Genomic DNA, 19,356 nt, shown 5'->3' with positions numbered 1-19,356 from the left:
TAAAGGGGTCTGAGTACGGCGGAGTATGCAGTGACAGAGCAGCAACAATCAGCGATGCGGCGAAAGACGCAGGCGGGACGGGCTATGCACCAGTCGCGCACTGTTTCTGTGCTTCGGGCGCTGCGGCTGAGCATGTCAAAGGTCGGCCAGGATCTATTTGAATTACCATTGGCCGTGTTGGGGGCCACCCAAGACGTCGTGGGCAATGACGCCTGTGCAAAGGTGTTTGACGAAGACCAGTTGATGGTGTTGCTGGATGGGCCTGCGGGCGCGCGCGGTGCGGCGATGGTCGATGCGGCCTTTGTCGGGGGGCTGATCCAACAGCAGACGATGGGGACGGTGCAGCCGTTCAATGCCGACGGCCCGCCCCGTATCATGACGACCACGGATGCGTCTTTGATCGAACCCTTTATCAACACGCTTTTGGAACGGGCGGCCCCCTTGCCCCAAATCGAAGAGGAACGGCAGTTAATGGCCGGGTTCAAATTCGGGGCAAAGGCGCAAAACCTGCGTTTGCTGATGCTGGCGCTAGAGGACGACGCGTATCACATCCTGCGCCTGACCCTTGATCTGGCCCAAGGCGCACGGCAGGGGGAACTGCTGCTGTGTTTGCCTGTGCCTAAACCGCCGCCAAAGATCGCCGATCCGGATGCGGCAGAAGAGGATGAGGCCGTTGACGAAGGCAGCAAAACCCTGTGCGAGAATGTGCTGTCACTGAAAGCCAACCTGATCGTCTCGCTGACCCAGCTTCAACTGCCCATTCGGGTGGCTGGGGCTTTGCAGGTGGGTCAGGTCCTTGAGTTGGGGCGCGTCAGCTTTGGGGATGCCCAGGTCAGAACAACGGAAGGGCGGATTGTGGGGCATGGCATGCTGGGCCAGCGCGATGGCATGCGCGCCTTGCGGGTCAAGCATCGGGCAAAAAGCCGAGAGACTCCGCTGCGGCGATCATCTGATGCCGGGGCCTTGCGGGCCGAAGCGGCGCAGGATGCCCAATTTGACGACTTTTATAGCGTGCAGGACCTGCCTGCTGTGGCGGGCCAAGGCGGGGATCACCCTGCCAAGCCCGATACAGGTATGGATTTTGCCACCGCACCCATGCCCGATCTGTCGGATTTACCGGGGTTCGAGGATGACGCCGAAAGTACACCGGACGCGATGGGCCAGTAATACGGGCCCATCTGGCTGCTTACGCGTAGTTGGTGCTTAGGACGCCGCGCATATGGGACAGATCATAGCCGCCCTTACTGGCCGCTTCGATCAGATCATCAGCAGGAACCTCTCCCGCCTGACCAAGGGCCCAAGCGATTGTCGACCGTGTACCCGACGCGCAATAGGCCAGAACGGTTTCGTCCTCAGCCCCCGCGCCGATTGCGCGGTTGTTGGCAATAACATCTGGCGTCATCGTCTGGTGGGTCAGCGGCTGGAACGCAAACTTGATCCCGGCGGCTTCGGCGGCCGCCTTGATCGCCTCGTGCTGATGGCTTGGCGGGACCTCGGCATCGGGGCGGTTGCATAGGATCAAGGTAATGCCTGCCTCGCGGATCGCGGCCATGTCGGACGGATCAATCTGAGGGGAAGCAAAGAAGCGGGGGGTGATTTGGCGCATATCCATGGCTTGATTTAACCAGCTGCGGGTTTGCTGTCCAGCAATGCCGAGACTTTGGGCGCGATTAACATGCCCACCAGCATTGCTGCGAAAAAGACCAAGCCACCAATGCCGCCAAAGCTAAGCGATGCAAGCGCCGGACCCGGGCAAAGACCGACCAGCCCCCAACCCATACCGAACAGGACAGCACCGAGAATCAGACGGCGGTCAAACTTGGCCTCGGGGCGGGCAGGGAATTCGCCGCCAATCAGCGGTTTACGGTCGCGCGTCATCGCCCATGCGATGGCCATCGGTATAATCGCACCGCCCATAACAAAGGCCAGTGTCGGGTCCCAACTGCCAAAGAAATCAAGAAACCCCTGCACCTTAACGGTGTTGGTCATGTCAGCGATATAAAGACCAATGCCAAACAGCGCACCGGACAAAACAGCAATCATATTCCGCATCTTACAGTCCCCCCATCATGGAGCGCAGGGCAACAACCATTACCGCACCCGCAAAAATATAGATCAAAGTGGCCACAATTCCGCGCGGTGACAGCCGCGAGATGCCGCAAACCCCGTGGCCTGACGTACAGCCGTTGCCGACCCGTGTTCCGATGCCAACCAGCAGCCCGGCCACGACGATGAGCAGCCAGTTATCGGTCAGGTTTGTCGTTGCGGGGCGGCCGGAAAAATAGATCAACAGCGCCGGTGCAAGGATAAGCGCCGCGATAAAGCTGAGCCGTTCGACCCAAGTATTGCGGCCAGAGCCATCAACAAGCCCGCCGATGATACCGCTGGCCCCCATGATGCGCCCGTTGCCCAATAGGTAAACAGCGCCCGCGCATCCAATAATCAGGCCGCCAACCAGCCCCCAAATCCATTCGATTTCAATCATGTCATTCCCGTTCACACATAAGGAGGGGCCGCGTCGGCGACCCGTGTTAACAGAATACATAAGGATTATTGAATATGTTTCAAGCTCTAATGCGCGCGTCGCGTCATTAGCCCAGCATGATACCGATCACGACCATCATCAGACCGATGACCGACAGAAACAGCGCGCCAAGGTTCAGCGGCAGCGCTTTTTGCAAAACGGCGCGCATGTCGTCCTCGGGCAGGTTGGCGCGTTTTGCGCGCATCACGGTGACGATACACCAGACAAGGCCAAAGAATCCCACCAGCGAGATCACAGCGCCGGACCAGATCAGAATGTCGAACAAAGATGTTGATGCGTTTTCCATGCGGCGCGGGCTATCTCAATTGGCAAGGTATCGCAAGTGTGGCTTGCGGCAGGGCAGGTGCGGCGTTAGTCAGGGCGCTGACCCATTCCAGACACAGGACCCCGCAATGAGCGACAGTGCAACCAACCCCGAATCCGCCGACGTCGTTGGCGATGCAACCTACCGCGTGACCGCAAACGAGCTTCGTCAGTTTGTGGAGCGGATCGAACGCCTTGATTCCGAAAAGAAAGATCTGGCCGAGCAACAAAAAGAGGTGATGGCCGAAGCAAAATCGCGCGGCTACGACACCAAAGTGCTGCGCAAAGTGATCTCCTTGCGTAAACGCGACAAAGACGACATCGCCGAAGAAGAGGCGGTTCTTGAAATGTACAAAGAAGCGCTCGGAATGTAATCGGGGCTTGGTTTGGCGGGTTTTATTCCCTGCCAGTCCGGGCCCAACCCAAATCCGCTTGCGCCCAAGCGCAGGCCCAAATAGAAGAGCGGAAATTTTTCCGCCCGCGCCGATTATCGCGCGGCCTTACCCTATGGAGCAAACATGCAGGTCAACGAGACGCTGAACGAAGGTCTGAAACGCGGCTATGCCATCACTGTGACAGCAGCTGAGCTGGAGGCCAAGGTCAACGAAAAGCTGGCCGAAGCACAGCCCGAAGTCGAAATGAAGGGCTTTCGCAAAGGTAAAGTACCTATGGCGCTGCTGAAAAAGCAGTTCGGCCAAAAGGTCATGGGCGAAGCGATGCAAGAAGCCATCGATGGTGCCATGCAAGAGCATTTTGAAAAGTCCGGCGATCGCCCCGCGATGCAGCCAGATGTGAAAATGTCCAACGAAGACTGGAAAGAAGGCGACGACGTCGAGGTCACCATGACCTATGAAGCGCTGCCAGAGATTCCTGACGTTGATCTGACATCCATCAAGCTGGATAAAATGGTCGTTAAAGCCGACGATGCCGCCGTTGAAGAAGCGCTGGCAAACCTCGCCGAGACTGCACAAGATTTTGAATCGCGCAAAGCGGGCACAAAAGCCAAAGACGGCGACCAGATCGTGTTTGATTTCCTGGGCAAAGTTGACGGCGAAGCGTTCGACGGCGGTGCCGCCGAGGATTATCCTTTGGTACTGGGGTCGAATTCCTTCATCCCCGGCTTTGAAGAGCAGCTGGTTGGTGTTGTTGCTGGTGAAGAAAAAGACGTTACCGTTTCTTTCCCTGATGATTACCAAGCGCCGAACCTTGCGGGCAAAGAAGCCGTGTTTGAGTGCAAAGTCAAAGACGTTAAAAAGCCTGTTGCCGCCAAGATCGACGACGAGCTGGCAACCAAATTTGGCGCAGAAGACCTGGCCGGTTTGAAAACACAAATCGCCGAACGTCTGGAAGCCGAATACATGGGCGCATCGCGCGCCGTCATGAAGCGCGGCCTGTTGGACGAGCTGGACAAACTGGTCAGCTTTGACCTGCCACCGTCCTTGCTGGACGCCGAAGCAGGTCAGATCGCGCACCAGCTGTGGCACGAAGATAACCCTGATGTTCAGGGCCATGACCACCCAGAGATCGAAACCACAGAAGAGCACAAGACATTGGCCGCACGCCGCGTTCGTCTGGGCCTGCTGCTGGCAGAACTGGGTCAGAAAGCCGAAGTTCAGGTATCTGACGCCGAGATGACACAAGCGATCATGAACCAGGCACGTCAGTACCCGGGCCAAGAGCGTCAGTTCTTTGAATTCGTTCAGCAAAACCAGCAAATGCAGCAGCAGCTGCGCGCGCCATTGTTTGAAGACAAAGTCGTTGATTATGTGTTCGAACAGGCGACATTGAACGAAAAAGAAGTGTCCAAAGAAGACCTTCAAAAAGCTGTTGAAGCGCTGGAAGACGAATAAGTCGTCCTTTCAAGCTAGGTGAAGAATAAGGCCGTCCCGCTTGGGGCGGCCTTTTTCGTTAGAATGCAGGCGTTTGATCTGCTTTACTGCGCCCAATCGCAGCGGTTGCAGCCATAAGGGGGCGGTTGAGAACGTGTCGGATGAAACGAACAACAAAGCGCGCCGCGCAGCAAAAAACCAACACCCTTTGAGCGATGAAGAACGCAAGGCTCGCCGGCGCGCAAAACGGAATTTGCGCCATGCCGAGGCCATGGGTTTTCTCAAGGGGGTGACTGCGATGTTGAAACCTGGGGATCTGGCGATGGATTGCGGTGCCAATGTGGGGGTTGTGTCCGCTTTGCTGGCCGACACCGGTGCCGATGTGATCAGCTATGAACCCGACCCTTACGCCTTTGAACAGCTGACAACAGCGATGAAGGACCGCAGCAACGTGCAGCTTGTAAACGCGGCAGTGGGTGCGACGTCGGGCACCGTCCGGCTGATGCGCGCTGAAAACTTCGACGAGAATATGAAAGGGGCATCGGTTAAGAGTACGATTGTTGATGGCGGACGTATGATCGACTCGGACAATTATATTGATGTCGCGCTGCTGGATTTCCTAAAGATTATCGCGGCTGAAATCGAGAAGCGCGGCGAGATCGCGTTTGTGAAGATGGACATCGAAGGGGCCGAGCTTGACCTTCTTGAGGCAATGGATGCCGCTAACTTGATCGAGGGGATCCGATGTCTGGTCGTCGAAACCCATGAACGTAAATTCGCCGATCTGAGGCCGAGGTTCCGCGCGCTGCGAGAAAAGTTTGCGGAGAAGTATCCTGCCCGGCAGGTTAACCTCGATTGGATATGAACTCAGGTTCGACCGTCGCCGTGACACTCTGGTGCTAGGACCGCAGGCCGGTCTCGGTCAACATGCCGCGTTTTTTCGCCTCAAAGTAATACCCGCGGGCGTACCATTTGATTGCGGTGTCGTGATCGCCGTCTGCCAGCAGCCATGCCCCACGCAGATATTTCACACCATATTTTAGGTTCACATCAGGGTTCAGCAAGTCGCCAGAGCTGCCCTGAAACCCCATGCCGCGCGCTGTGGCGGGCAAGATCTGCAACAGGCCGTAGTAGGGGCCATTGCGGGCCTCTGGGCGGTGTGTGCTTTCCCTGATCGCAAGGCGGTGCACCAGAGGGCGGGGTACGTCGTAAAAATCGGCCCATTTATTGATGAGACCGCGCAGTTCCGGTGTCTCGTTCGGATGGAGCTGCATTCTGGGGGCGTCGGGGGATACCGTCGCGGAGTTGCTTGAACAGGCAGCAAGGCCGGCGCTGCACAAAAGCATCTGGCACAAAAGGCGGCGTGATAGGACTGTCATCTGGGAACTCTGGTTTTTGCTTGGGAAACACTACAATGGTTGAGGTGTCTCGCAACCTTGACGGTCTTGCATGGGCAGAGGGGCGCCGAAACGGCTTGATATAGGCGTAGAAGCTCAGATGTGGGGGCGGTGGCCTGCAGAATTTGCTTTTTTGAGGGGCGATTCTGGCAAAGGCCGACGTAGGGCCTGAACCGACCCTACCAAATGAAAACGCCGCCCCCGGCAATGCGGGGACGGCGTTAAATCGTCTAAGGCGTTAAGAGACTTAAGCTTTCGCTTCGTCGTCGTCTTGCGCTTCAACAGCTTCGGCCAGATCTTCGTCGTCGTTCGCGGCAGAGCCGATATCGTCGAACAATTCGGAAATCTCGAACTCGGCTGCGGCTTCTTCTTCCGCTGCCAGTTCTTGGATCGACTTGCCTGCCGCCTGAAGCTCGGCCTCTTCAGGGGAACGTGCAACGTTCAGCTGAATGGTGGCTTCGACTTCGGGGTGCAGAACGACTGTTACGTCGTGCAGGCCCAGATCTTTGATCGGGTTGCGCAGAACGACCTGCTTGCGGTCGACTGTGAAGCCCTCGGCGGTTGCAACATCGGCTGCGTCACGTGTTGTAACGGAACCGTACAAAGCACCCGAATCGGAAGCGGAACGAATAACAACGAACTGCTGACCGTTCAGCTTGTCCGACATTGCTTCGGCTTCTTTTTTGGTCTCGAGGTTTTGCGCCTCAAGCTGTGCTTTCTGGCCTTCAAAGGCTTCGATGTTGGCTTTGGAGGCCGACAGCGCTTTGCCTTGTGGCAGCAGATAGTTGCGTGCGTAGCCGGGCTTTACGTCCACGACTTCGCCCATTTGGCCAAGCTTGGCCACACGTTCCAGAAGGATAACTTGCATGTGCTTTCTCCTTACTTAACGGCGTAGGGCAGCAAGGCGAGGAAGCGGGCGCGTTTGATGGCACGGGCCAATTCACGCTGCTTTTTCGCAGAAACTGCTGTGATACGGGATGGAACGATTTTGCCACGCTCAGAGATGTAGCGCTGCAGAAGACGTGTGTCTTTGTAATCGATTGCCGGTGCGTTGTCGCCCGAGAAGGGGCAGACTTTACGACGGCGGAAAAATGGTTTTGCGGCCATGGTTTATGTCCTTTCTTTCAAGCTGATGATCAACGGCGCTCGCGGCGTTCGCCGCGCTCGGGGCGTTCGTCACGTTTTTGCATTTGAACGGATGGCAGTTCTTTATGCTCATCAACTTTGATGGTCAGAACGCGCATAACGTCATCGTGCAAACGCATCAGACGTTCCATCTCCTGAACGGCGGTTGCAGGTGCATCCGAACGCAGGAAGGCATAGTGGCCCTTGCGGTTTTTGTTGATCTTATAGGCCATCGTTTTGACGCCCCAGTATTCGCTGTCGACGAGCTTGCCGTCGTTGTCAGCCAAAACTGTGCCAAAATGTTCGATAAGGCCTTCTGCTTGCGTGTTGGACAAGTCCTGACGCGCAATCATAACATGCTCATAAAGCGGCATGTGCACTCCTATTTATATCAAGGCGCATTTCATAGGTAGGGCATGAGCGTTTTGCGGCCCCACCACGAGAGTCTGCGCGGTTCAAAAGATGATGCAAAACGAAGGGTCGATATACACGGTTTGGCGTATAGGGCAAGGGGCAATGCGCTGTGTCAAAAGGGTGTGATTGACCGCTGTCACTATGACGGATCAAAAACCACTGTGCTATGCCCTTTGTGCGCGCAACTGTTCATTCTTGCGCAGACAGTGTTTGCCCTTGCTGGGTTGCCTACCGCCGTAATTGCGCCATTTAGTCCTTATGACAATCCAACCGGAGTATTTATTATGACCTTCAAATCCATCCTGCTTGCCACGGCCCTGACATTGGGTGCCACATCCGCCTTTGCCGCCGAGAAATATGTTCTGGACGCCAGCCACAGTCAGATCGTTTTCACCTATAACCACCTTGGTTTTTCCACAACGACCGGCATGTACAGCGGTTTTGACGGCGAAATCATGCTGGACGAGGCAGAGCCTGCGAATTCTTCTGTCACCGTGTCCTTTCCGGTTATGGACATGATCACCGGCTGGCAGCCGCGCACCGATCACTTTATGTCCCCTGACTTTTTCGGCGCAGCCGAAGGTGACATGGTGACATTCACGTCGACAGGTATCGAAGTGACGGGCGAGAAAACCGGCCTGATCACCGGCGATCTGACCATGAACGGCGTGACGAAATCAGTTGTTCTGGATGCCACGCTGAACCAAATGGGTGATCACCCGATGGCGGGCAAGCCTTGGGCCGGTTTCGACGCAACAACAACGGTTCTGCGTTCGGACTACAACCTTGGTAAATTCGCGCCTTTCGTAAGCGACGAAGTCAGCATCAACATTTCCATCGAGGCAATGAAAGCAGACTAAGCTTTCCAGCCAAGTGGTAGAAATGAAAACGCCGGGGTTAGCGCCCCGGCGTTTTTGTGTTTGGTGGCTGGCGGCTTATTGCGCGGGGCGGGTCGCCGTGAGGTTGATATCAATGGTGACATCAAACGCCAGTGTGGAGGCATCGGTTACGCTTTGACCGATGGCAAAGGCGCGTCTGTCCAAGGTTGTCGTGCCTTGCATTGTCGCGGTGTCGCCATCTACCGTTAGGGTAAAGGGCAGGGACACAGGTACAGACTGGTCTTTGATGGTCAGCGCACCGTCGGCCAGATAATCGCCATTGGCCACCGTGATATCGGCAGCAAATGTGGCGGTGGGGAAATTTTCAGCATTGAAAAAGTCAGCACCCATTGCCTGATCCGTGACCGATCCGAGGGTGAGCGACGGGATCGAGATTGTCGTGGTGACGTTGCCCGCTTTGCCCTCGGTTACCATTTCGTCAAAGGAAATGGCGGAGGTCCAATCGCTAAAGCTGCCCTCGACTGCCGAACCGAATTGGCTGACGGTGATGCCGATTGTGCCATCCTGTACCGTCCATTCGGATGCCACCTGCTCCAAAGCGGGGGCAGGGGCCGCTTCGCCGCCGCCATTCCCGCCAGAGAGGCCCAAGCCAGCACCGAGGGCCACAGTGACCAGCCAGACCGCCGCGGCGGTCAGCACCGGTGCGCTGCTGTGGTGTTGGGCAGGCATGGGGCCGATGGGTGGTTCGCCCGGCAACATCCGCCGCAGGGTCGAATCGCGATCAATAAAGTGGTGCTTCAGCGCGCCAGCGACGTGCAAAAGCAACGCGATAATAAGCACTTTGCCAGAAATCACGTGAACGGAGCCAAACAGGTGTTCGATCTGCGTGCTTTTGGGGACCAGTGGAAGGTTTTGGCCGAAAGGCCACCAGATCGGGGCAAAACCCGATGCGGCAGCGTGGCTGATCCAGCCTGCCAGTGGCACAATCACGAGCGACGCGTAAAGCACCCAATGCACAGTTTCTGCCAGCCAGCTTTCCAGCTTTTTATCTGCGTTCAGCAGCCCCGGTTTGGGTTGGCTTATGGCCCAGATAATCCGTGCCAGCGCCACAAAAAACACCGAAACACCCATGGTTTTATGGATCGAGAAGAACCACGCTTTTTGCGTCAACTGGTCTTGGGTCTCATAGGGCAGACCTTCGGCGAACATGCCAGACCCGATCAAAGCGATAATCAGTAAAGCCGTCAGCCAGTGAAAAAACTTTGTGACGCCGCCGTAGCGGATTGCGGTGTTGCTAATGGCCATTTGGGTCTCCGGGTTATGGGGGTATAGTTTACGTCAAAGCGGTGCGCGGCGGCAATTACGGATATGCGCACAGGGTCGGTGCAGGCTTGTTTGCGCTGACCCCACAGGATAAAGCCGTTTTAATCAGAAACGGGGGGACCTTATGAGCATTGCATTTGTATATCCGGGCCAAGGCGCGCAAACCATCGGCATGGGCCGTGATCTGGCGGATGCCTATCCAGCGGCCAAGGCCGTGTTTGACGAGGTCGACGAGGCTTTGGGCGAAAAACTGTCTACATTGATCTGGGAAGGCGAGGCCGAGGCGTTGACCCTGACCCAGAACGCGCAGCCTGCGTTGATGGCCACGTCGATGGCCGCCATGGCCGCGTTGAACGCCGAAGGGATCACCGTTGAAAAGGCCGCATTCGTTGCGGGCCATTCCTTGGGTGAATATGCAGCACTTTGCGCGGCTGGCACGTTTTCGCTGGCCGATACTGCGCGTTTGTTGCGCATTCGCGGCCGGGCCATGCAAGCGGCCGTACCGGTTGGGGAGGGCGCAATGGCCGCCCTGCTAGGGCTGACCTTTGAACAGGCCGAACAGGTTGCTGCAGATGCCGCCCAAGGCGACGTGTGTCAGGTCGCCAACCAGAACGACCCGGCGCAGAATGTTGTGTCGGGCAGCAAAGCCGCCGTTGAACGCGCGCTTGATCTGGCCAAGACGGCGGGTGCAAAACGCGCCTTGTTACTGCCGGTGTCCGCACCGTTCCATTGCGCGCTGATGGCCCCCGCAGCCGAAGAAATGGCCGAGGCGTTGGCCGGTGTGACAATGAACGCGCCCGTAGTGCCCGTCGTGGCAAATGTTGTGGCCGAGGCCGTCAGCGACCCCGATGTGATCCGCAAGCTGCTGATCGAACAGGTAACGGGCCAAGTGCGCTGGTTGTCTTCGGTCGAATGGATGGGCGCGCAAGGCGTGACCGAGATTTGGGAAATTGGCGCGGGCAAAGCCTTGTCCGGCATGATCCGCCGCATCAACAAGGAAATCACTTGTGTGAATATCGGCACAGCAGCAGACGCAGCCGCGATGAACACGGCATAAACCAACGCGATAAATAGGGGCGCAAGCCGCGAGTAGAGGATATTTATATGTTTGATTTAACTGGTAAAAACGCGCTGATCACCGGTGCATCCGGTGGTATTGGTGCAGATATTGCGCGCAGCTTGCATGCGCAGGGCGCAACCGTGGGGCTGTCTGGTACCCGCACAGAACCGCTTGAGGCGCTGAAGGCCGAACTGGGCGAACGCGCCCATGTGTTGCCCTGTAACCTAAGCGATATGGACGCGGTCGAAGCCCTGCCCAAACAAGCGATCGAGGCAATGGGATCGGTTGATATCTTAGTAAATAACGCCGGTATCACCCGCGATAACCTGTTCATGCGCATGTCGGATGACGAATGGAATTCGGTGATCAACGTGAACCTCACCGCGACGTTCAAACTGTGCAAAGGCGTGATGCGCGGCATGATGAAATCCCGCTGGGGCCGGATCGTGAATATCTCGAGCATCGTGGGTGCGACGGGCAACCCCGGGCAGGCAAACTATGCCGCGTCCAAGGCCGGAATGGTCGGCATGTCAAAGTCATTGGCCTATGAAGTGGCCAACCGCGGTATCACGGTGAACGCGATTGCACCGGGGTTCATCACCACGGCGATGACCGAAAAACTGACCGATGACCAGAAATCGGGAATCATGTCGCAGATTCCTGCCGCACGCATGGGCGAACCTGCTGAAATCGCTGCTGCCGTTGTTTATCTGGCCAGCGCGGAAGCCGCTTATGTTACAGGGACCACCTTGCATGTGAACGGCGGTATGGCCATGTTATAGCGGCGCGCCGCAAAGCGTTTGCCAAACTTGCGTCTTATGCTAAAGGAGGCGCAGAAACGAATTTGGGAAGGCTTGATCGCCCCCCATGTCTTGTGTCAACAAGAACCATAGCCGCCCCTCGGGGCACGATCCAAACGGGCCTACAGGCTTTGGGCGGAACCAGAAGAGGGCAAGAGTTGCCCGAATGTATGAGGACAGATTATGAGCGACGTCGCAGAACGCGTAAAGAAAATCGTAGTAGAGCACTTGGGTGTTGAAGAAGACAAAGTTGTTGAGAACGCTTCGTTCATCGACGATCTTGGCGCAGACAGCCTAGACACTGTTGAGCTGGTGATGGCGTTCGAAGAAGAATTCGGCATCGAAATCCCAGATGACGCAGCTGAAAACATCCAAACTTTCGGCGACGCGGTCAAATTCATCAAAGAAGCTTCCTAAGCCTTCTTGCGATGGCCCGCAGCGCGGGTTGATCGGCAAAAATTACAGAAAACGGCGTTCTTTCACATCGAAGGGACGCCGTTTTTTCTTTTGTTTTGGCGATTTTACTTGTTTTTCCACCGTGGGTTGGGCGACAGTGGTGGCATAATAAGTTTAGCGTGAAAGTACTTCACCATATGTCTCGAGCTGTACCAACGATCAACACCGCCCGGCTGACCTTGAGGTCGATGCGTTCCGATGATTTCCCGCGTTTCGCCGAAATCTGGGCCACGCCCGAGGTTGTTACCCATATTAGCGGAAAACCATGGCCCAAGGCGCGTTCTTGGGATGCGTTTTTGCGCAATGCAGGTCATTGGCAGGTCGCAGGTTTTGGCCAATGGGCGATCCAGCCGCGTAGTACCCTTGAAATGGCGGGGCAGACTGGATTTTTCTTTGGGGCGCGTGGATTTGGCGATGATTTTGACCCTTATCCCGAGGCGGGTTGGGTCTTGTCGCCCGACGCGCAGGGCATGGGGTTGGGCCTTGAGGCCGCAACCGCGGCGCATGATTGGTTTGATCGCGTTGTCACCGGCCGTACCGTCTGTATGATTGACGCGCAAAACGATGTGTCGCTGCATTTGGCGGATACATTGGGTTATGTGGCGATGCGAGATGAGGAAGTTGAGGGCAATCGTGTTTGCCTGATGACACGCAAAGGCCCGCCGAGCTGAAACAGAACTGGTGTATCGCGTCTTGAAATTCGGCACGTCACCAAGGTATAGCCGTCCAACGTAGAAATACACCAAGGGGCTTTGATATGCGCAGAGTAGTTGTGACGGGTTTGGGGCTGGTGACGCCTTTGGCCGATGGGGTCGAGGCCAGCTGGGCGAGAATTTTGGACGGTCAATCGGGGGCGGGCCAGATCACTGGGTTTGATCCAAGCCGGTTGGTGACGCAATACGCGTGCGAAGTTCCCCTTGGCGATGGCACCGACGGCACGTTCAATGCCGACACCTATATGGAGCCTAAAGAACAGCGCAAAGTGGATACGTTCATTTTGTTCGGCATGGCCGCTGCACAACAGGCGATCGAGGATTCCGGTTGGACGCCAACCGATCGCGAAGATCTGGACCGCACGGGCGTTTTGATCGGTTCGGGTATCGGTGGCTTGAACTCCATCGCGAACACCGCCGTGATGATGCATGAAAAAGGCCCACGCCGCGTCAGCCCGTTCTTTGTGCCGGGTGCGTTGATCAACCTGATCTCGGGTCAGGTTTCGATTCGCTATGGTTTCCGTGGTCCGAACCATTCGGTGGTCACTGCCTGTTCCACTGGTGCGCATGCCATTGGCGATGCAAGCCGTCTGATCATTCACGGTGATGCCGATGTGATGATTGCGGGCGGGGCCGAGGCCGCGATTTGTGAAATCGGTATGGCCGGTTTTAACGCGTGCAAGGCACTGTCGACCAAGCGTGGCGATGACCCGACCAAGGCCAGCCGCCCCTATGATGCGGACCGCGACGGTTTCGTCATGGGCGAGGGTGCAGGCATTGTTGTTCTGGAAGAATACGAGCACGCCAAGGCGCGCGGTGCGAAAATCTATGCCGAAGTTCTGGGCTATGGCCTGTCGGGTGACGCCTATCACATCACCGCACCTGCCGAAGACGGCGACGGGGCTGAACGGTCCATGCGCAACGCGTTGCGCGGGGCGGGGCTTGAGCCGAAAGACGTCGATTACATCAACGCCCATGGCACATCGACAATGGCCGACGTGATTGAGCTGGGCGCGGTTGAGCGTATGCTGGGGGATGCTGTCGAAACGGTCACCATGTCGTCGACCAAATCGGCCACCGGTCACCTTTTGGGTGCTGCGGGCGCGATTGAGGCCATATTCTCGATCCTGGCGATCCGCGATCAGGTGGCACCGCCGACGATCAACCTGGATAATCCGGCTGTTGAGACAAAGATCGATCTGGCCCCGAACAAAAAGGTCGAGCGTAAGATCGATGTCGCGCTTAGCAACTCTTTCGGGTTTGGCGGCACCAACGCGAGCGTGCTGTTCGGAAAGATTTCCTAATGTGGAGACATATTGCGTCTAACGCGGTGACGTTCCTGATCTTGGGGCTGTTCCTTTTGGGCGGCGTCATTCTTTGGGGGCGGGGGCAATATGATGCGCCCGGCCCGCTGGCCGAGGCGATTTGCCTGCAGGTCGAGCGTGGATCAAACATGCGTGCCGTCGGCGATAACCTTGCCGGGCAGGATGCAGTGACGTCGGCGATGGTTTTCCGTTTGGGGGCCGAGTACGAGGAAAAGACCCAAGCGCTGAAGGCAGGCAGCTTTCTGATCCAGCCGGAAGCCAGCATGAAAGAGATCGTGGACACGGTCACACGGGGTGGCGCAAGCACCTGCGGCACCGAAGTTGTGTACCGGATCGGCATCAACCAGATCAGCACACAGGTGCGCGAGCTTGATCCCGCAACCAGTAGTTATGTTGAACGGGCTGAATTCACCCCCGGTGTGGATGAGGCTCCCGAGATTTATACCCAGACGACAGCCAACGCCGACACGCGGTATCGCATTGCTGTCGCCGAGGGTGTGACCAGCTGGCAGATTGTTGAAGCGTTGAAATCGATTGATCTGCTGGAAGGGACTGTTGCCGCTGTGCCAGCCGAGGGCACATTGGCCCCCGACAGCTATGAAGCGACCAAAGGCCAAGATCGCAATACCATTCTGGCGTTGATGCAGGCCGTGCAAGAACAGCGGCTCGCGGAAGCATGGGAAGCACGTGATCCGGGCCTGCCGATCGAGACACCACAAGAGATGCTGATCCTCGCGTCGATCATCGAAAAGGAAACCGGTGTGCCAGAAGAGCGCCGCCAGGTGGCCAGCGTGTTCATCAACCGTCTGAACCAAGGCATGCGTCTGCAGACTGACCCCACGGTGATCTATGGCATCACCAAGGGCGAAGGCGTTCTGGGGCGTGGATTGCGCCGCAGTGAACTGCGCGCAGCGACGCCCTATAACACCTATGTCATTGACGCGTTGCCACCGACACCGATTGCCAATCCGGGCCGCGCAAGCCTGATGGCCGCCGCGCAACCTGCTGAAGAAGACTATGTTTTCTTTGTTGCAGATGGCACGGGCGGGCATGCCTTTGCACAGACGCTGGAAGAGCATAACCGCAATGTGGCCGCTTGGCGTGTGATTGAGGCCGAGCGTGGTGCAGCGGCGGCGGGCAATGCGTCAACGGGGGGCGATTGATCTTGCGATTGGGGCCGGAATTTTAAGAATTCCTTAACCATCGTAAGGGCTTGGAAGGTTTTGGTAACTTTGTTTTCCTTGACTTTGCGACCGCTCTGACGTAGATATCTAGGCATGCTAGACGAAATGGGCAGACGGCCCCGGATTGATTTCCGGTGGCCGTTTTTTCGTGTTCGCTCGGATTTGGAGGTTCCAAACGAGAGGCTTGAGCAACAATGACTATGATTACCCCGGAGCAAGAGATTGCTGAAAGTGAAGAGCATTTCAGAGCGCTTCAAGCAGCAATCCGCGACCTGCGTCGCGAAATCCAGAGCCTGAAAGAACAGGCCATTTCCGGGGAGGAATTAAATGAAACTGAGGCGTCCAAGGCACTGTGTAAAGCCAGTGGCATGGTGGCGACCTGCGTCAAAGTGGAGACCTATCTTAATGACTGTAGAAACAGACAAGCGGGCATTGCGCGAGGGGGGTATGCCCTTGACCTTGGGCGGGCACGGGCTGAGATCGGGTGCAAGCTGGATAGGCTCCGCCGATGCGGCGCTGCAAGACCAGTTTCTGAATGAACTGGATGAGGGAGAGCTTTTGGCTCTCCCTTTTTTGTTCGAGTTTTGGGCGATGCCCCATCAATTGCCGCCCGAAGGCAATTGGCGGTCGTGGGTGATTTTGGGCGGGCGCGGAGCTGGTAAAACCCGTGCAGGTGCGGAATGGGTCCGGTCGCAGGTCGAAGGGGCGCGGCCCTTGGATGCGGGGCGCTGCCGCCGCGTGGCGCTGGTGGGCGAGACGATTGAACAGGTCCGCGAGGTGATGATCTTTGGCGACAGTGGCATTCTGGCCTGTTCGCCAGCAGACAGGCGGCCCGATTGGGAGGCGACCCGCAAGCGTCTGGTCTGGCCCAACGGGGCGGTGGCGTCGGTGCACACGGCCCATGACCCCGAAGGGTTGCGCGGGCCACAATTCGATGCGGCCTGGGTCGATGAGCTCGCCAAGTGGAAGAAGGCCGAGGAGACATGGGACCAGCTGCAATTTGCCCTGCGTCTTGGGGATGACCCGCGCGTTTGTGTGACGACGACGCCGCGCAATGTGGGGGTGTTGAAGAAGTTGCTGGCGTCGCCCTCGACGGTACGAACGCATGCGCCGACCGAGGCGAATGCCGCGAATTTGGCGGGGTCTTTTCTGGAGGAAGTGATGGCGCGCTATCGCGGGACCCGGTTGGGGCGGCAAGAGCTGGACGGCGTGTTGCTGGCCGATGCTGATGGTGCGCTTTGGACATCGCAGATGCTCGAAGGCGGGCGTGTGGGCGAATTGCCGACGTTTGACAGGATTGTGGTGGGCGTTGATCCGGCGACGACGGCCGGATCAGCGTCGGATGAATGCGGGATTGTTGTGGTGGGCGCGCAGACCAAGGGGCCGCCGCAGAACTGGCGGGCCGTTGTTTTGGCAGATTGCACGGTGCAAGGGGCCACGCCATCGGGATGGGCGCGCGCTGCGATTTCGGCGATGGAGCAACATGGCGCGGACCGGTTGGTGGTGGAGACCAATCAAGGCGGGCTGATGGTCGGCGAGGTGTTGCGCCAGATCGATCCTTTGGTGCCGTTGAAATCGGTTCATGCGTCGCGGGGCAAGGTGGCCCGGGCCGAGCCTGTGGCCGCACTTTATGAGCAGGGGCGGGTTGCCCATGTGGCGGGGATGGATGCGCTGGAGGATCAGATGTGCCGGATGACCGCGCGTGGCTATGAGGGGGCGGGATCGCCCGACCGGGTGGATGCGCTGGTCTGGGCCTTGCACGAGCTGCTGATCGAGCCTGCGGCGCATTGGCGGGCACCGGGGGTGCGATTGCTGTGACGAGGGGCGTGTGTGGTTGGCCGGCCCTTCGGGGAGAGTTTATTTGGCAAAATGAAATAGGGGGTGGCGTTTTTGGGGCAACGTACGGTCGGTTTCGGAGGCGTTAAACTTTTATTGGCATTTTGATTTTGCGGACGATGCACAGCGGTAAAGCGAAGCGGGCACAGGAGTGGGGCGATATGGTTTTTGATTTTCTACGGCGCGGGGCAGTGGTTGATGTGCCCGAGCAGAAGGCATCGGCGATTGGCCCCACTGTGGCGTATCAAACCGGAGGGCGTGTGGCATGGAGCCCGCGTGATGCCGTTAGTCTGACGCGGGTCGGGTTTTGTGGAAACCCGGTGGGGTTCCGGTCGGTCAAGTTGATTGCGGAAGCGGCAGCGGCCTTGCCATTGGTGTTGCAGGATGCCGAACGCCGCTATGACACGCACCCTTTGATGGGGTTGGTCAGCCGACCCAATGGGGGGCAGGGCCGGGCGGAGTTGCTGGAGGCGCTTTACGGGCAGTTGCTGCTGTCTGGGAATGGCTATGTCGAGGCTGTGGGGGGCGAGGCCGGTGTGCCGGTGGAGCTGCATGTATTGCGGTCGGACCGGATGTCGGTGGTGCCCGGCGCGGATGGGTGGCCCGTGGCCTATGAATATGCGGTCGGTGGGCGCAAGCACCGGTTTGATGCGAGCGGGCCTGTTACGCCGGTCTGTCACATCAAGAATTTCCACCCGCAGGACGATCACTATGGGTTTAGTCCCATGCAGGCGGCGGCGATGGCGATGGATGTGCATAATTCAGCCTCGCGGTGGAGCAAGGCGTTGCTGGATAATGCGGCCCGTCCGTCAGGCGCGATTATTTACCGTGGTGCCGAGGGGCAGGGCAAGTTGAGCGACGACCAGTACGACCGTCTTGTTTCTGAGATGGAGAGCAACCATCAGGGCGCGCGCAATGCGGGTCGGCCGATGTTGCTGGAGGGGGGGCTTGATTGGAAACCGATGGGGTTCTCGCCCTCTGATATGGAGTTTCACAAGACGAAGGAGGCGGCGGCGCGCGAGATTGCCTTGGCCTTTGGGGTGCCGCCGATGCTGATCGGGATCGCGGGGGATGCGACCTATGCCAATTATCAAGAGGCGCATCGGGCGTTTTACCGGCTGACGGTGTTGCCTCTGGCCACCCGTGTGACTGCGGCCTTGGCCCATTGGTTGTCCGGCTTTTCGGGGGAAACTGTCACGCTGAAGCCGGATCTGGATCAGGTGTCAGCGTTGGCACAGGAGCGCGATGCGCAATGGGCGCGTGTGGCCGGTGCGGATTTTCTGACTGAAGCGGAGAAGCGCAGCTTGTTGGGTCTGCCTGCGGTGGCCGCTGATGCATGAGGGTGTCCGGCTTGATCAGTTCGAATGCGCACCGGGGCTGCGGTTGCAAGCGCATGAGCGCGTGAGTGCGATCCACCATGAGAACCTTTTGCAGCGGTTGGACCGGCTGGAGGAGATGATGGAGCGGCTGGAGCGGCGTTTGTGGCTGACGGTTTACGGTGTCGTGGCGGTCATTCTGGCGCAAGGGGTGCAATCGTTCTTGGTGGTGCAGCCCTAGGGATTTGAAATTCAAAGGAGACGGTCATGGAAAATGACATGTTGAACCCCGACCCCGTGTCGGGGAACGAGAGAGTTTTGTCTGCGGCCGGCGGTGGTCTGGAACACAAGTTCGCCCGTTTCGGGGATGGGATTACCGTGGAGGACGGCACCGAAATCAGCGGTTATGCCAGCCTGTTTGGTGCGGCGGATCAAGGCGGGGATGTGGTGCGCAAGGGGGCCTATGCTGCGTCGCTGGCGGCGGCCACGACGTCGGGGCACCGGATAAAGATGCTGTGGCAGCACGACCCAAGCCAGCCGATCGGCGTGTGGGATGAGGTGCGCGAAGACGCCATGGGCCTTTGGGTCAAGGGGCGCATTCTGGACAGTGTGGCACGGGGGCGCGAGGCCGCAGCCTTGATCGCGGCGGGGGCCATTGACGGGCTTAGCATCGGCTATCGCACGGTGCGGGCCGCCAAGAATGACGCCGGTCAGCGCATGCTGACAGAGCTGGATTTATGGGAGGTGTCACTGGTGACGTTTCCGATGCTGCCCACGGCGCGGGTTGCCGCAAAGAGTGATTTCGTCGCGGTGGGGGATGTGCTGCGCGAGATGGCGGACGCGTTCAAAGACGCGCGGGCACAGCTGCAGCCTTAGAGGCGCGGCCCGAAT

General features: G+C 57.9%; 24 protein-coding genes. 15 read left to right on the top strand and 9 right to left on the bottom strand.

Annotated elements, in window-relative coordinates:
* Positions 1 to 84 precede the first annotated feature (84 nt).
* Positions 85 to 1,167, top strand: coding sequence for a FliM/FliN family flagellar motor C-terminal domain-containing protein (locus WNY39_RS02360; protein WP_342843734.1), 1,083 nt, complete (start codon positions 85 to 87; stop codon positions 1,165 to 1,167).
* 19 nt (positions 1,168 to 1,186) lie between these two features.
* On the opposite strand, the gene WNY39_RS02355 is transcribed toward WNY39_RS02360, so the two are convergent.
* The 4 genes from WNY39_RS02355 to WNY39_RS02340 all read right to left on the bottom strand — a co-directional run bounded on the left by WNY39_RS02355 (position 1,187) and on the right by WNY39_RS02340 (position 2,831).
* Positions 1,187 to 1,612 (bottom strand): TIGR01244 family sulfur transferase, encoded by a 426-nt coding sequence (locus WNY39_RS02355; RefSeq protein ID WP_342843732.1) that lies wholly within the window; start codon positions 1,610 to 1,612, stop codon positions 1,187 to 1,189.
* A gap of 8 nt (positions 1,613 to 1,620) precedes the next feature.
* On the bottom strand, positions 1,621 to 2,052 hold the full coding sequence (locus tag WNY39_RS02350) for a DUF6691 family protein (RefSeq protein WP_342843730.1): 432 nt from the start codon (positions 2,050 to 2,052) through the stop codon (positions 1,621 to 1,623).
* Between the two features lies 1 nt (position 2,053).
* Positions 2,054 to 2,485, bottom strand: coding sequence for a YeeE/YedE family protein (locus WNY39_RS02345; RefSeq protein ID WP_342843728.1), 432 nt, complete (start codon positions 2,483 to 2,485; stop codon positions 2,054 to 2,056).
* A 106-nt stretch (positions 2,486 to 2,591) separates the two neighbouring features.
* Positions 2,592 to 2,831 carry a hypothetical protein gene (locus WNY39_RS02340; RefSeq protein WP_342843726.1) on the bottom strand — a complete coding sequence of 80 codons (240 nt, stop codon included), beginning with the start codon at positions 2,829 to 2,831 and terminating at the stop codon, positions 2,592 to 2,594.
* Between the two features lie 106 nt (positions 2,832 to 2,937).
* Here WNY39_RS02340 and WNY39_RS02335 point away from each other — a divergent pair, with 106 nt between their 5' ends.
* From WNY39_RS02335 to WNY39_RS02325, 3 genes are all read left to right on the top strand, one after another.
* Entirely contained in the window at positions 2,938 to 3,222 is a 285-nt protein-coding gene (locus WNY39_RS02335) for a DUF2312 domain-containing protein (RefSeq protein WP_093914748.1), read from the top strand.
* Between the two features lie 144 nt (positions 3,223 to 3,366).
* Positions 3,367 to 4,698 carry a trigger factor gene (gene tig / locus WNY39_RS02330; protein ID WP_342843724.1) on the top strand — a complete coding sequence of 444 codons (1,332 nt, stop codon included), beginning with the start codon at positions 3,367 to 3,369 and terminating at the stop codon, positions 4,696 to 4,698.
* 277 nt (positions 4,699 to 4,975) lie between these two features.
* Positions 4,976 to 5,542, top strand: a complete 567-nt coding sequence (locus WNY39_RS02325; protein WP_342843722.1) for an FkbM family methyltransferase — start codon at positions 4,976 to 4,978, stop codon at positions 5,540 to 5,542.
* Between the two features lie 34 nt (positions 5,543 to 5,576).
* Here the strand turns inward: WNY39_RS02325 and WNY39_RS02320 are convergent, their stop codons facing one another.
* The 4 genes from WNY39_RS02320 to rpsF all read right to left on the bottom strand — a co-directional run bounded on the left by WNY39_RS02320 (position 5,577) and on the right by rpsF (position 7,573).
* Complete coding sequence (locus WNY39_RS02320) at positions 5,577 to 6,023, bottom strand: lytic transglycosylase domain-containing protein (protein ID WP_342844344.1); 447 nt, start codon at positions 6,021 to 6,023, stop codon at positions 5,577 to 5,579.
* Positions 6,024 to 6,321: 298 nt separating this feature from the next.
* On the bottom strand, positions 6,322 to 6,942 hold the full coding sequence (rplI, locus tag WNY39_RS02315) for a 50S ribosomal protein L9 (protein ID WP_342843720.1): 621 nt from the start codon (positions 6,940 to 6,942) through the stop codon (positions 6,322 to 6,324).
* An 11-nt stretch (positions 6,943 to 6,953) separates the two neighbouring features.
* Complete coding sequence (gene rpsR / locus WNY39_RS02310; protein WP_005852865.1) at positions 6,954 to 7,181, bottom strand: 30S ribosomal protein S18; 228 nt, start codon at positions 7,179 to 7,181, stop codon at positions 6,954 to 6,956.
* Between the two features lie 29 nt (positions 7,182 to 7,210).
* Positions 7,211 to 7,573: a 30S ribosomal protein S6 gene (gene rpsF / locus WNY39_RS02305; RefSeq protein ID WP_005852867.1), complete on the bottom strand. Its 363-nt coding sequence runs from the start codon at positions 7,571 to 7,573 to the stop codon at positions 7,211 to 7,213.
* 324 nt (positions 7,574 to 7,897) lie between these two features.
* Between rpsF and WNY39_RS02300 the strand changes: the two genes are divergently transcribed.
* Positions 7,898 to 8,473, top strand: coding sequence for a YceI family protein (locus WNY39_RS02300; RefSeq protein WP_342843717.1), 576 nt, complete (start codon positions 7,898 to 7,900; stop codon positions 8,471 to 8,473).
* A gap of 75 nt (positions 8,474 to 8,548) precedes the next feature.
* Here WNY39_RS02300 and WNY39_RS02295 read toward each other — a convergent pair whose 3' ends face one another.
* A complete protein-coding gene (locus tag WNY39_RS02295) occupies positions 8,549 to 9,757 on the bottom strand; it encodes a cytochrome b/b6 domain-containing protein (protein WP_342843715.1) in 1,209 nt (402 codons plus the stop codon).
* A gap of 142 nt (positions 9,758 to 9,899) precedes the next feature.
* Between WNY39_RS02295 and fabD the strand changes: the two genes are divergently transcribed.
* From fabD to WNY39_RS02245, 10 genes are all read left to right on the top strand, one after another.
* Positions 9,900 to 10,832: an ACP S-malonyltransferase gene (gene fabD / locus WNY39_RS02290; protein ID WP_342843713.1), complete on the top strand. Its 933-nt coding sequence runs from the start codon at positions 9,900 to 9,902 to the stop codon at positions 10,830 to 10,832.
* Between the two features lie 47 nt (positions 10,833 to 10,879).
* Entirely contained in the window at positions 10,880 to 11,617 is a 738-nt protein-coding gene (gene fabG, locus WNY39_RS02285; protein ID WP_342843711.1) for a 3-oxoacyl-[acyl-carrier-protein] reductase, read from the top strand.
* Between the two features lie 201 nt (positions 11,618 to 11,818).
* A complete protein-coding gene (locus tag WNY39_RS02280) occupies positions 11,819 to 12,052 on the top strand; it encodes an acyl carrier protein (RefSeq protein ID WP_093914756.1) in 234 nt (77 codons plus the stop codon).
* Between the two features lie 176 nt (positions 12,053 to 12,228).
* The gene (locus tag WNY39_RS02275) at positions 12,229 to 12,762 is read left to right on the top strand and encodes a GNAT family N-acetyltransferase (RefSeq protein ID WP_342843708.1); all 534 of its coding nucleotides are present in this window, start codon (positions 12,229 to 12,231) and stop codon (positions 12,760 to 12,762) included.
* Positions 12,763 to 12,848: 86 nt separating this feature from the next.
* Positions 12,849 to 14,108 (top strand): beta-ketoacyl-ACP synthase II, encoded by a 1,260-nt coding sequence (gene fabF, locus WNY39_RS02270; RefSeq protein ID WP_342843706.1) that lies wholly within the window; start codon positions 12,849 to 12,851, stop codon positions 14,106 to 14,108.
* Positions 14,108 to 15,292 carry an endolytic transglycosylase MltG gene (mltG, locus tag WNY39_RS02265; RefSeq protein ID WP_342843703.1) on the top strand — a complete coding sequence of 395 codons (1,185 nt, stop codon included), beginning with the start codon at positions 14,108 to 14,110 and terminating at the stop codon, positions 15,290 to 15,292. The genes fabF and mltG overlap by 1 nt, the downstream gene beginning before the upstream one ends.
* A gap of 612 nt (positions 15,293 to 15,904) precedes the next feature.
* Complete coding sequence (locus WNY39_RS02260; RefSeq protein ID WP_342844343.1) at positions 15,905 to 17,131, top strand: terminase family protein; 1,227 nt, start codon at positions 15,905 to 15,907, stop codon at positions 17,129 to 17,131.
* Positions 17,132 to 17,310: 179 nt separating this feature from the next.
* Entirely contained in the window at positions 17,311 to 18,489 is a 1,179-nt protein-coding gene (locus tag WNY39_RS02255; protein WP_342843701.1) for a phage portal protein, read from the top strand.
* On the top strand, positions 18,482 to 18,706 hold the full coding sequence (locus WNY39_RS02250) for a hypothetical protein (protein ID WP_342843699.1): 225 nt from the start codon (positions 18,482 to 18,484) through the stop codon (positions 18,704 to 18,706). Before WNY39_RS02255 ends, WNY39_RS02250 begins: the two co-directional genes overlap by 8 nt.
* A 38-nt stretch (positions 18,707 to 18,744) precedes the next feature.
* Positions 18,745 to 19,341: an HK97 family phage prohead protease gene (locus tag WNY39_RS02245; RefSeq protein ID WP_342844342.1), complete on the top strand. Its 597-nt coding sequence runs from the start codon at positions 18,745 to 18,747 to the stop codon at positions 19,339 to 19,341.
* Positions 19,342 to 19,356 lie beyond the last annotated feature (15 nt).

It is taken from the genome of Sulfitobacter sp. AS59, assembly GCF_038899995.1.
Taxonomy (GTDB): Bacteria; Pseudomonadota; Alphaproteobacteria; order Rhodobacterales; family Rhodobacteraceae; genus Sulfitobacter.
This window is presented reverse-complemented; position numbering and strand designations above follow the sequence as displayed.

What these genes read in the sequence shown, in the direction of transcription:
- WNY39_RS02245 (WP_342844342.1), top strand. Translation starts at nt 18,745, where the DNA reads ATGTTGAACCCCGACCCCGTGTCGGGGAACGAGAGAGTTTTGTCTGCG.
- WNY39_RS02345 (WP_342843728.1), bottom strand. Translation starts at nt 2,485, where the DNA reads ATGATTGAAATCGAATGGATTTGGGGGCTGGTTGGCGGCCTGATTATT.
- WNY39_RS02300 (WP_342843717.1), top strand. Translation starts at nt 7,898, where the DNA reads ATGACCTTCAAATCCATCCTGCTTGCCACGGCCCTGACATTGGGTGCC.
- WNY39_RS02255 (WP_342843701.1), top strand. Translation starts at nt 17,311, where the DNA reads ATGGTTTTTGATTTTCTACGGCGCGGGGCAGTGGTTGATGTGCCCGAG.
- WNY39_RS02350 (WP_342843730.1), bottom strand. Translation starts at nt 2,052, where the DNA reads ATGCGGAATATGATTGCTGTTTTGTCCGGTGCGCTGTTTGGCATTGGT.
- WNY39_RS02295 (WP_342843715.1), bottom strand. Translation starts at nt 9,757, where the DNA reads ATGGCCATTAGCAACACCGCAATCCGCTACGGCGGCGTCACAAAGTTT.
- fabD (WP_342843713.1), top strand. Translation starts at nt 9,900, where the DNA reads ATGAGCATTGCATTTGTATATCCGGGCCAAGGCGCGCAAACCATCGGC.
- rpsF (WP_005852867.1), bottom strand. Translation starts at nt 7,573, where the DNA reads ATGCCGCTTTATGAGCATGTTATGATTGCGCGTCAGGACTTGTCCAAC.
- WNY39_RS02360 (WP_342843734.1), top strand. Translation starts at nt 85, where the DNA reads ATGCACCAGTCGCGCACTGTTTCTGTGCTTCGGGCGCTGCGGCTGAGC.
- WNY39_RS02355 (WP_342843732.1), bottom strand. Translation starts at nt 1,612, where the DNA reads ATGGATATGCGCCAAATCACCCCCCGCTTCTTTGCTTCCCCTCAGATT.
- WNY39_RS02260 (WP_342844343.1), top strand. Translation starts at nt 15,905, where the DNA reads ATGCCCCATCAATTGCCGCCCGAAGGCAATTGGCGGTCGTGGGTGATT.
- WNY39_RS02280 (WP_093914756.1), top strand. Translation starts at nt 11,819, where the DNA reads ATGAGCGACGTCGCAGAACGCGTAAAGAAAATCGTAGTAGAGCACTTG.
- rplI (WP_342843720.1), bottom strand. Translation starts at nt 6,942, where the DNA reads ATGCAAGTTATCCTTCTGGAACGTGTGGCCAAGCTTGGCCAAATGGGC.
- mltG (WP_342843703.1), top strand. Translation starts at nt 14,108, where the DNA reads ATGTGGAGACATATTGCGTCTAACGCGGTGACGTTCCTGATCTTGGGG.
- fabF (WP_342843706.1), top strand. Translation starts at nt 12,849, where the DNA reads ATGCGCAGAGTAGTTGTGACGGGTTTGGGGCTGGTGACGCCTTTGGCC.
- WNY39_RS02340 (WP_342843726.1), bottom strand. Translation starts at nt 2,831, where the DNA reads ATGGAAAACGCATCAACATCTTTGTTCGACATTCTGATCTGGTCCGGC.
- WNY39_RS02335 (WP_093914748.1), top strand. Translation starts at nt 2,938, where the DNA reads ATGAGCGACAGTGCAACCAACCCCGAATCCGCCGACGTCGTTGGCGAT.
- fabG (WP_342843711.1), top strand. Translation starts at nt 10,880, where the DNA reads ATGTTTGATTTAACTGGTAAAAACGCGCTGATCACCGGTGCATCCGGT.
- rpsR (WP_005852865.1), bottom strand. Translation starts at nt 7,181, where the DNA reads ATGGCCGCAAAACCATTTTTCCGCCGTCGTAAAGTCTGCCCCTTCTCG.
- tig (WP_342843724.1), top strand. Translation starts at nt 3,367, where the DNA reads ATGCAGGTCAACGAGACGCTGAACGAAGGTCTGAAACGCGGCTATGCC.
- WNY39_RS02250 (WP_342843699.1), top strand. Translation starts at nt 18,482, where the DNA reads ATGCATGAGGGTGTCCGGCTTGATCAGTTCGAATGCGCACCGGGGCTG.
- WNY39_RS02320 (WP_342844344.1), bottom strand. Translation starts at nt 6,023, where the DNA reads ATGCTTTTGTGCAGCGCCGGCCTTGCTGCCTGTTCAAGCAACTCCGCG.
- WNY39_RS02325 (WP_342843722.1), top strand. Translation starts at nt 4,976, where the DNA reads ATGTTGAAACCTGGGGATCTGGCGATGGATTGCGGTGCCAATGTGGGG.
- WNY39_RS02275 (WP_342843708.1), top strand. Translation starts at nt 12,229, where the DNA reads ATGTCTCGAGCTGTACCAACGATCAACACCGCCCGGCTGACCTTGAGG.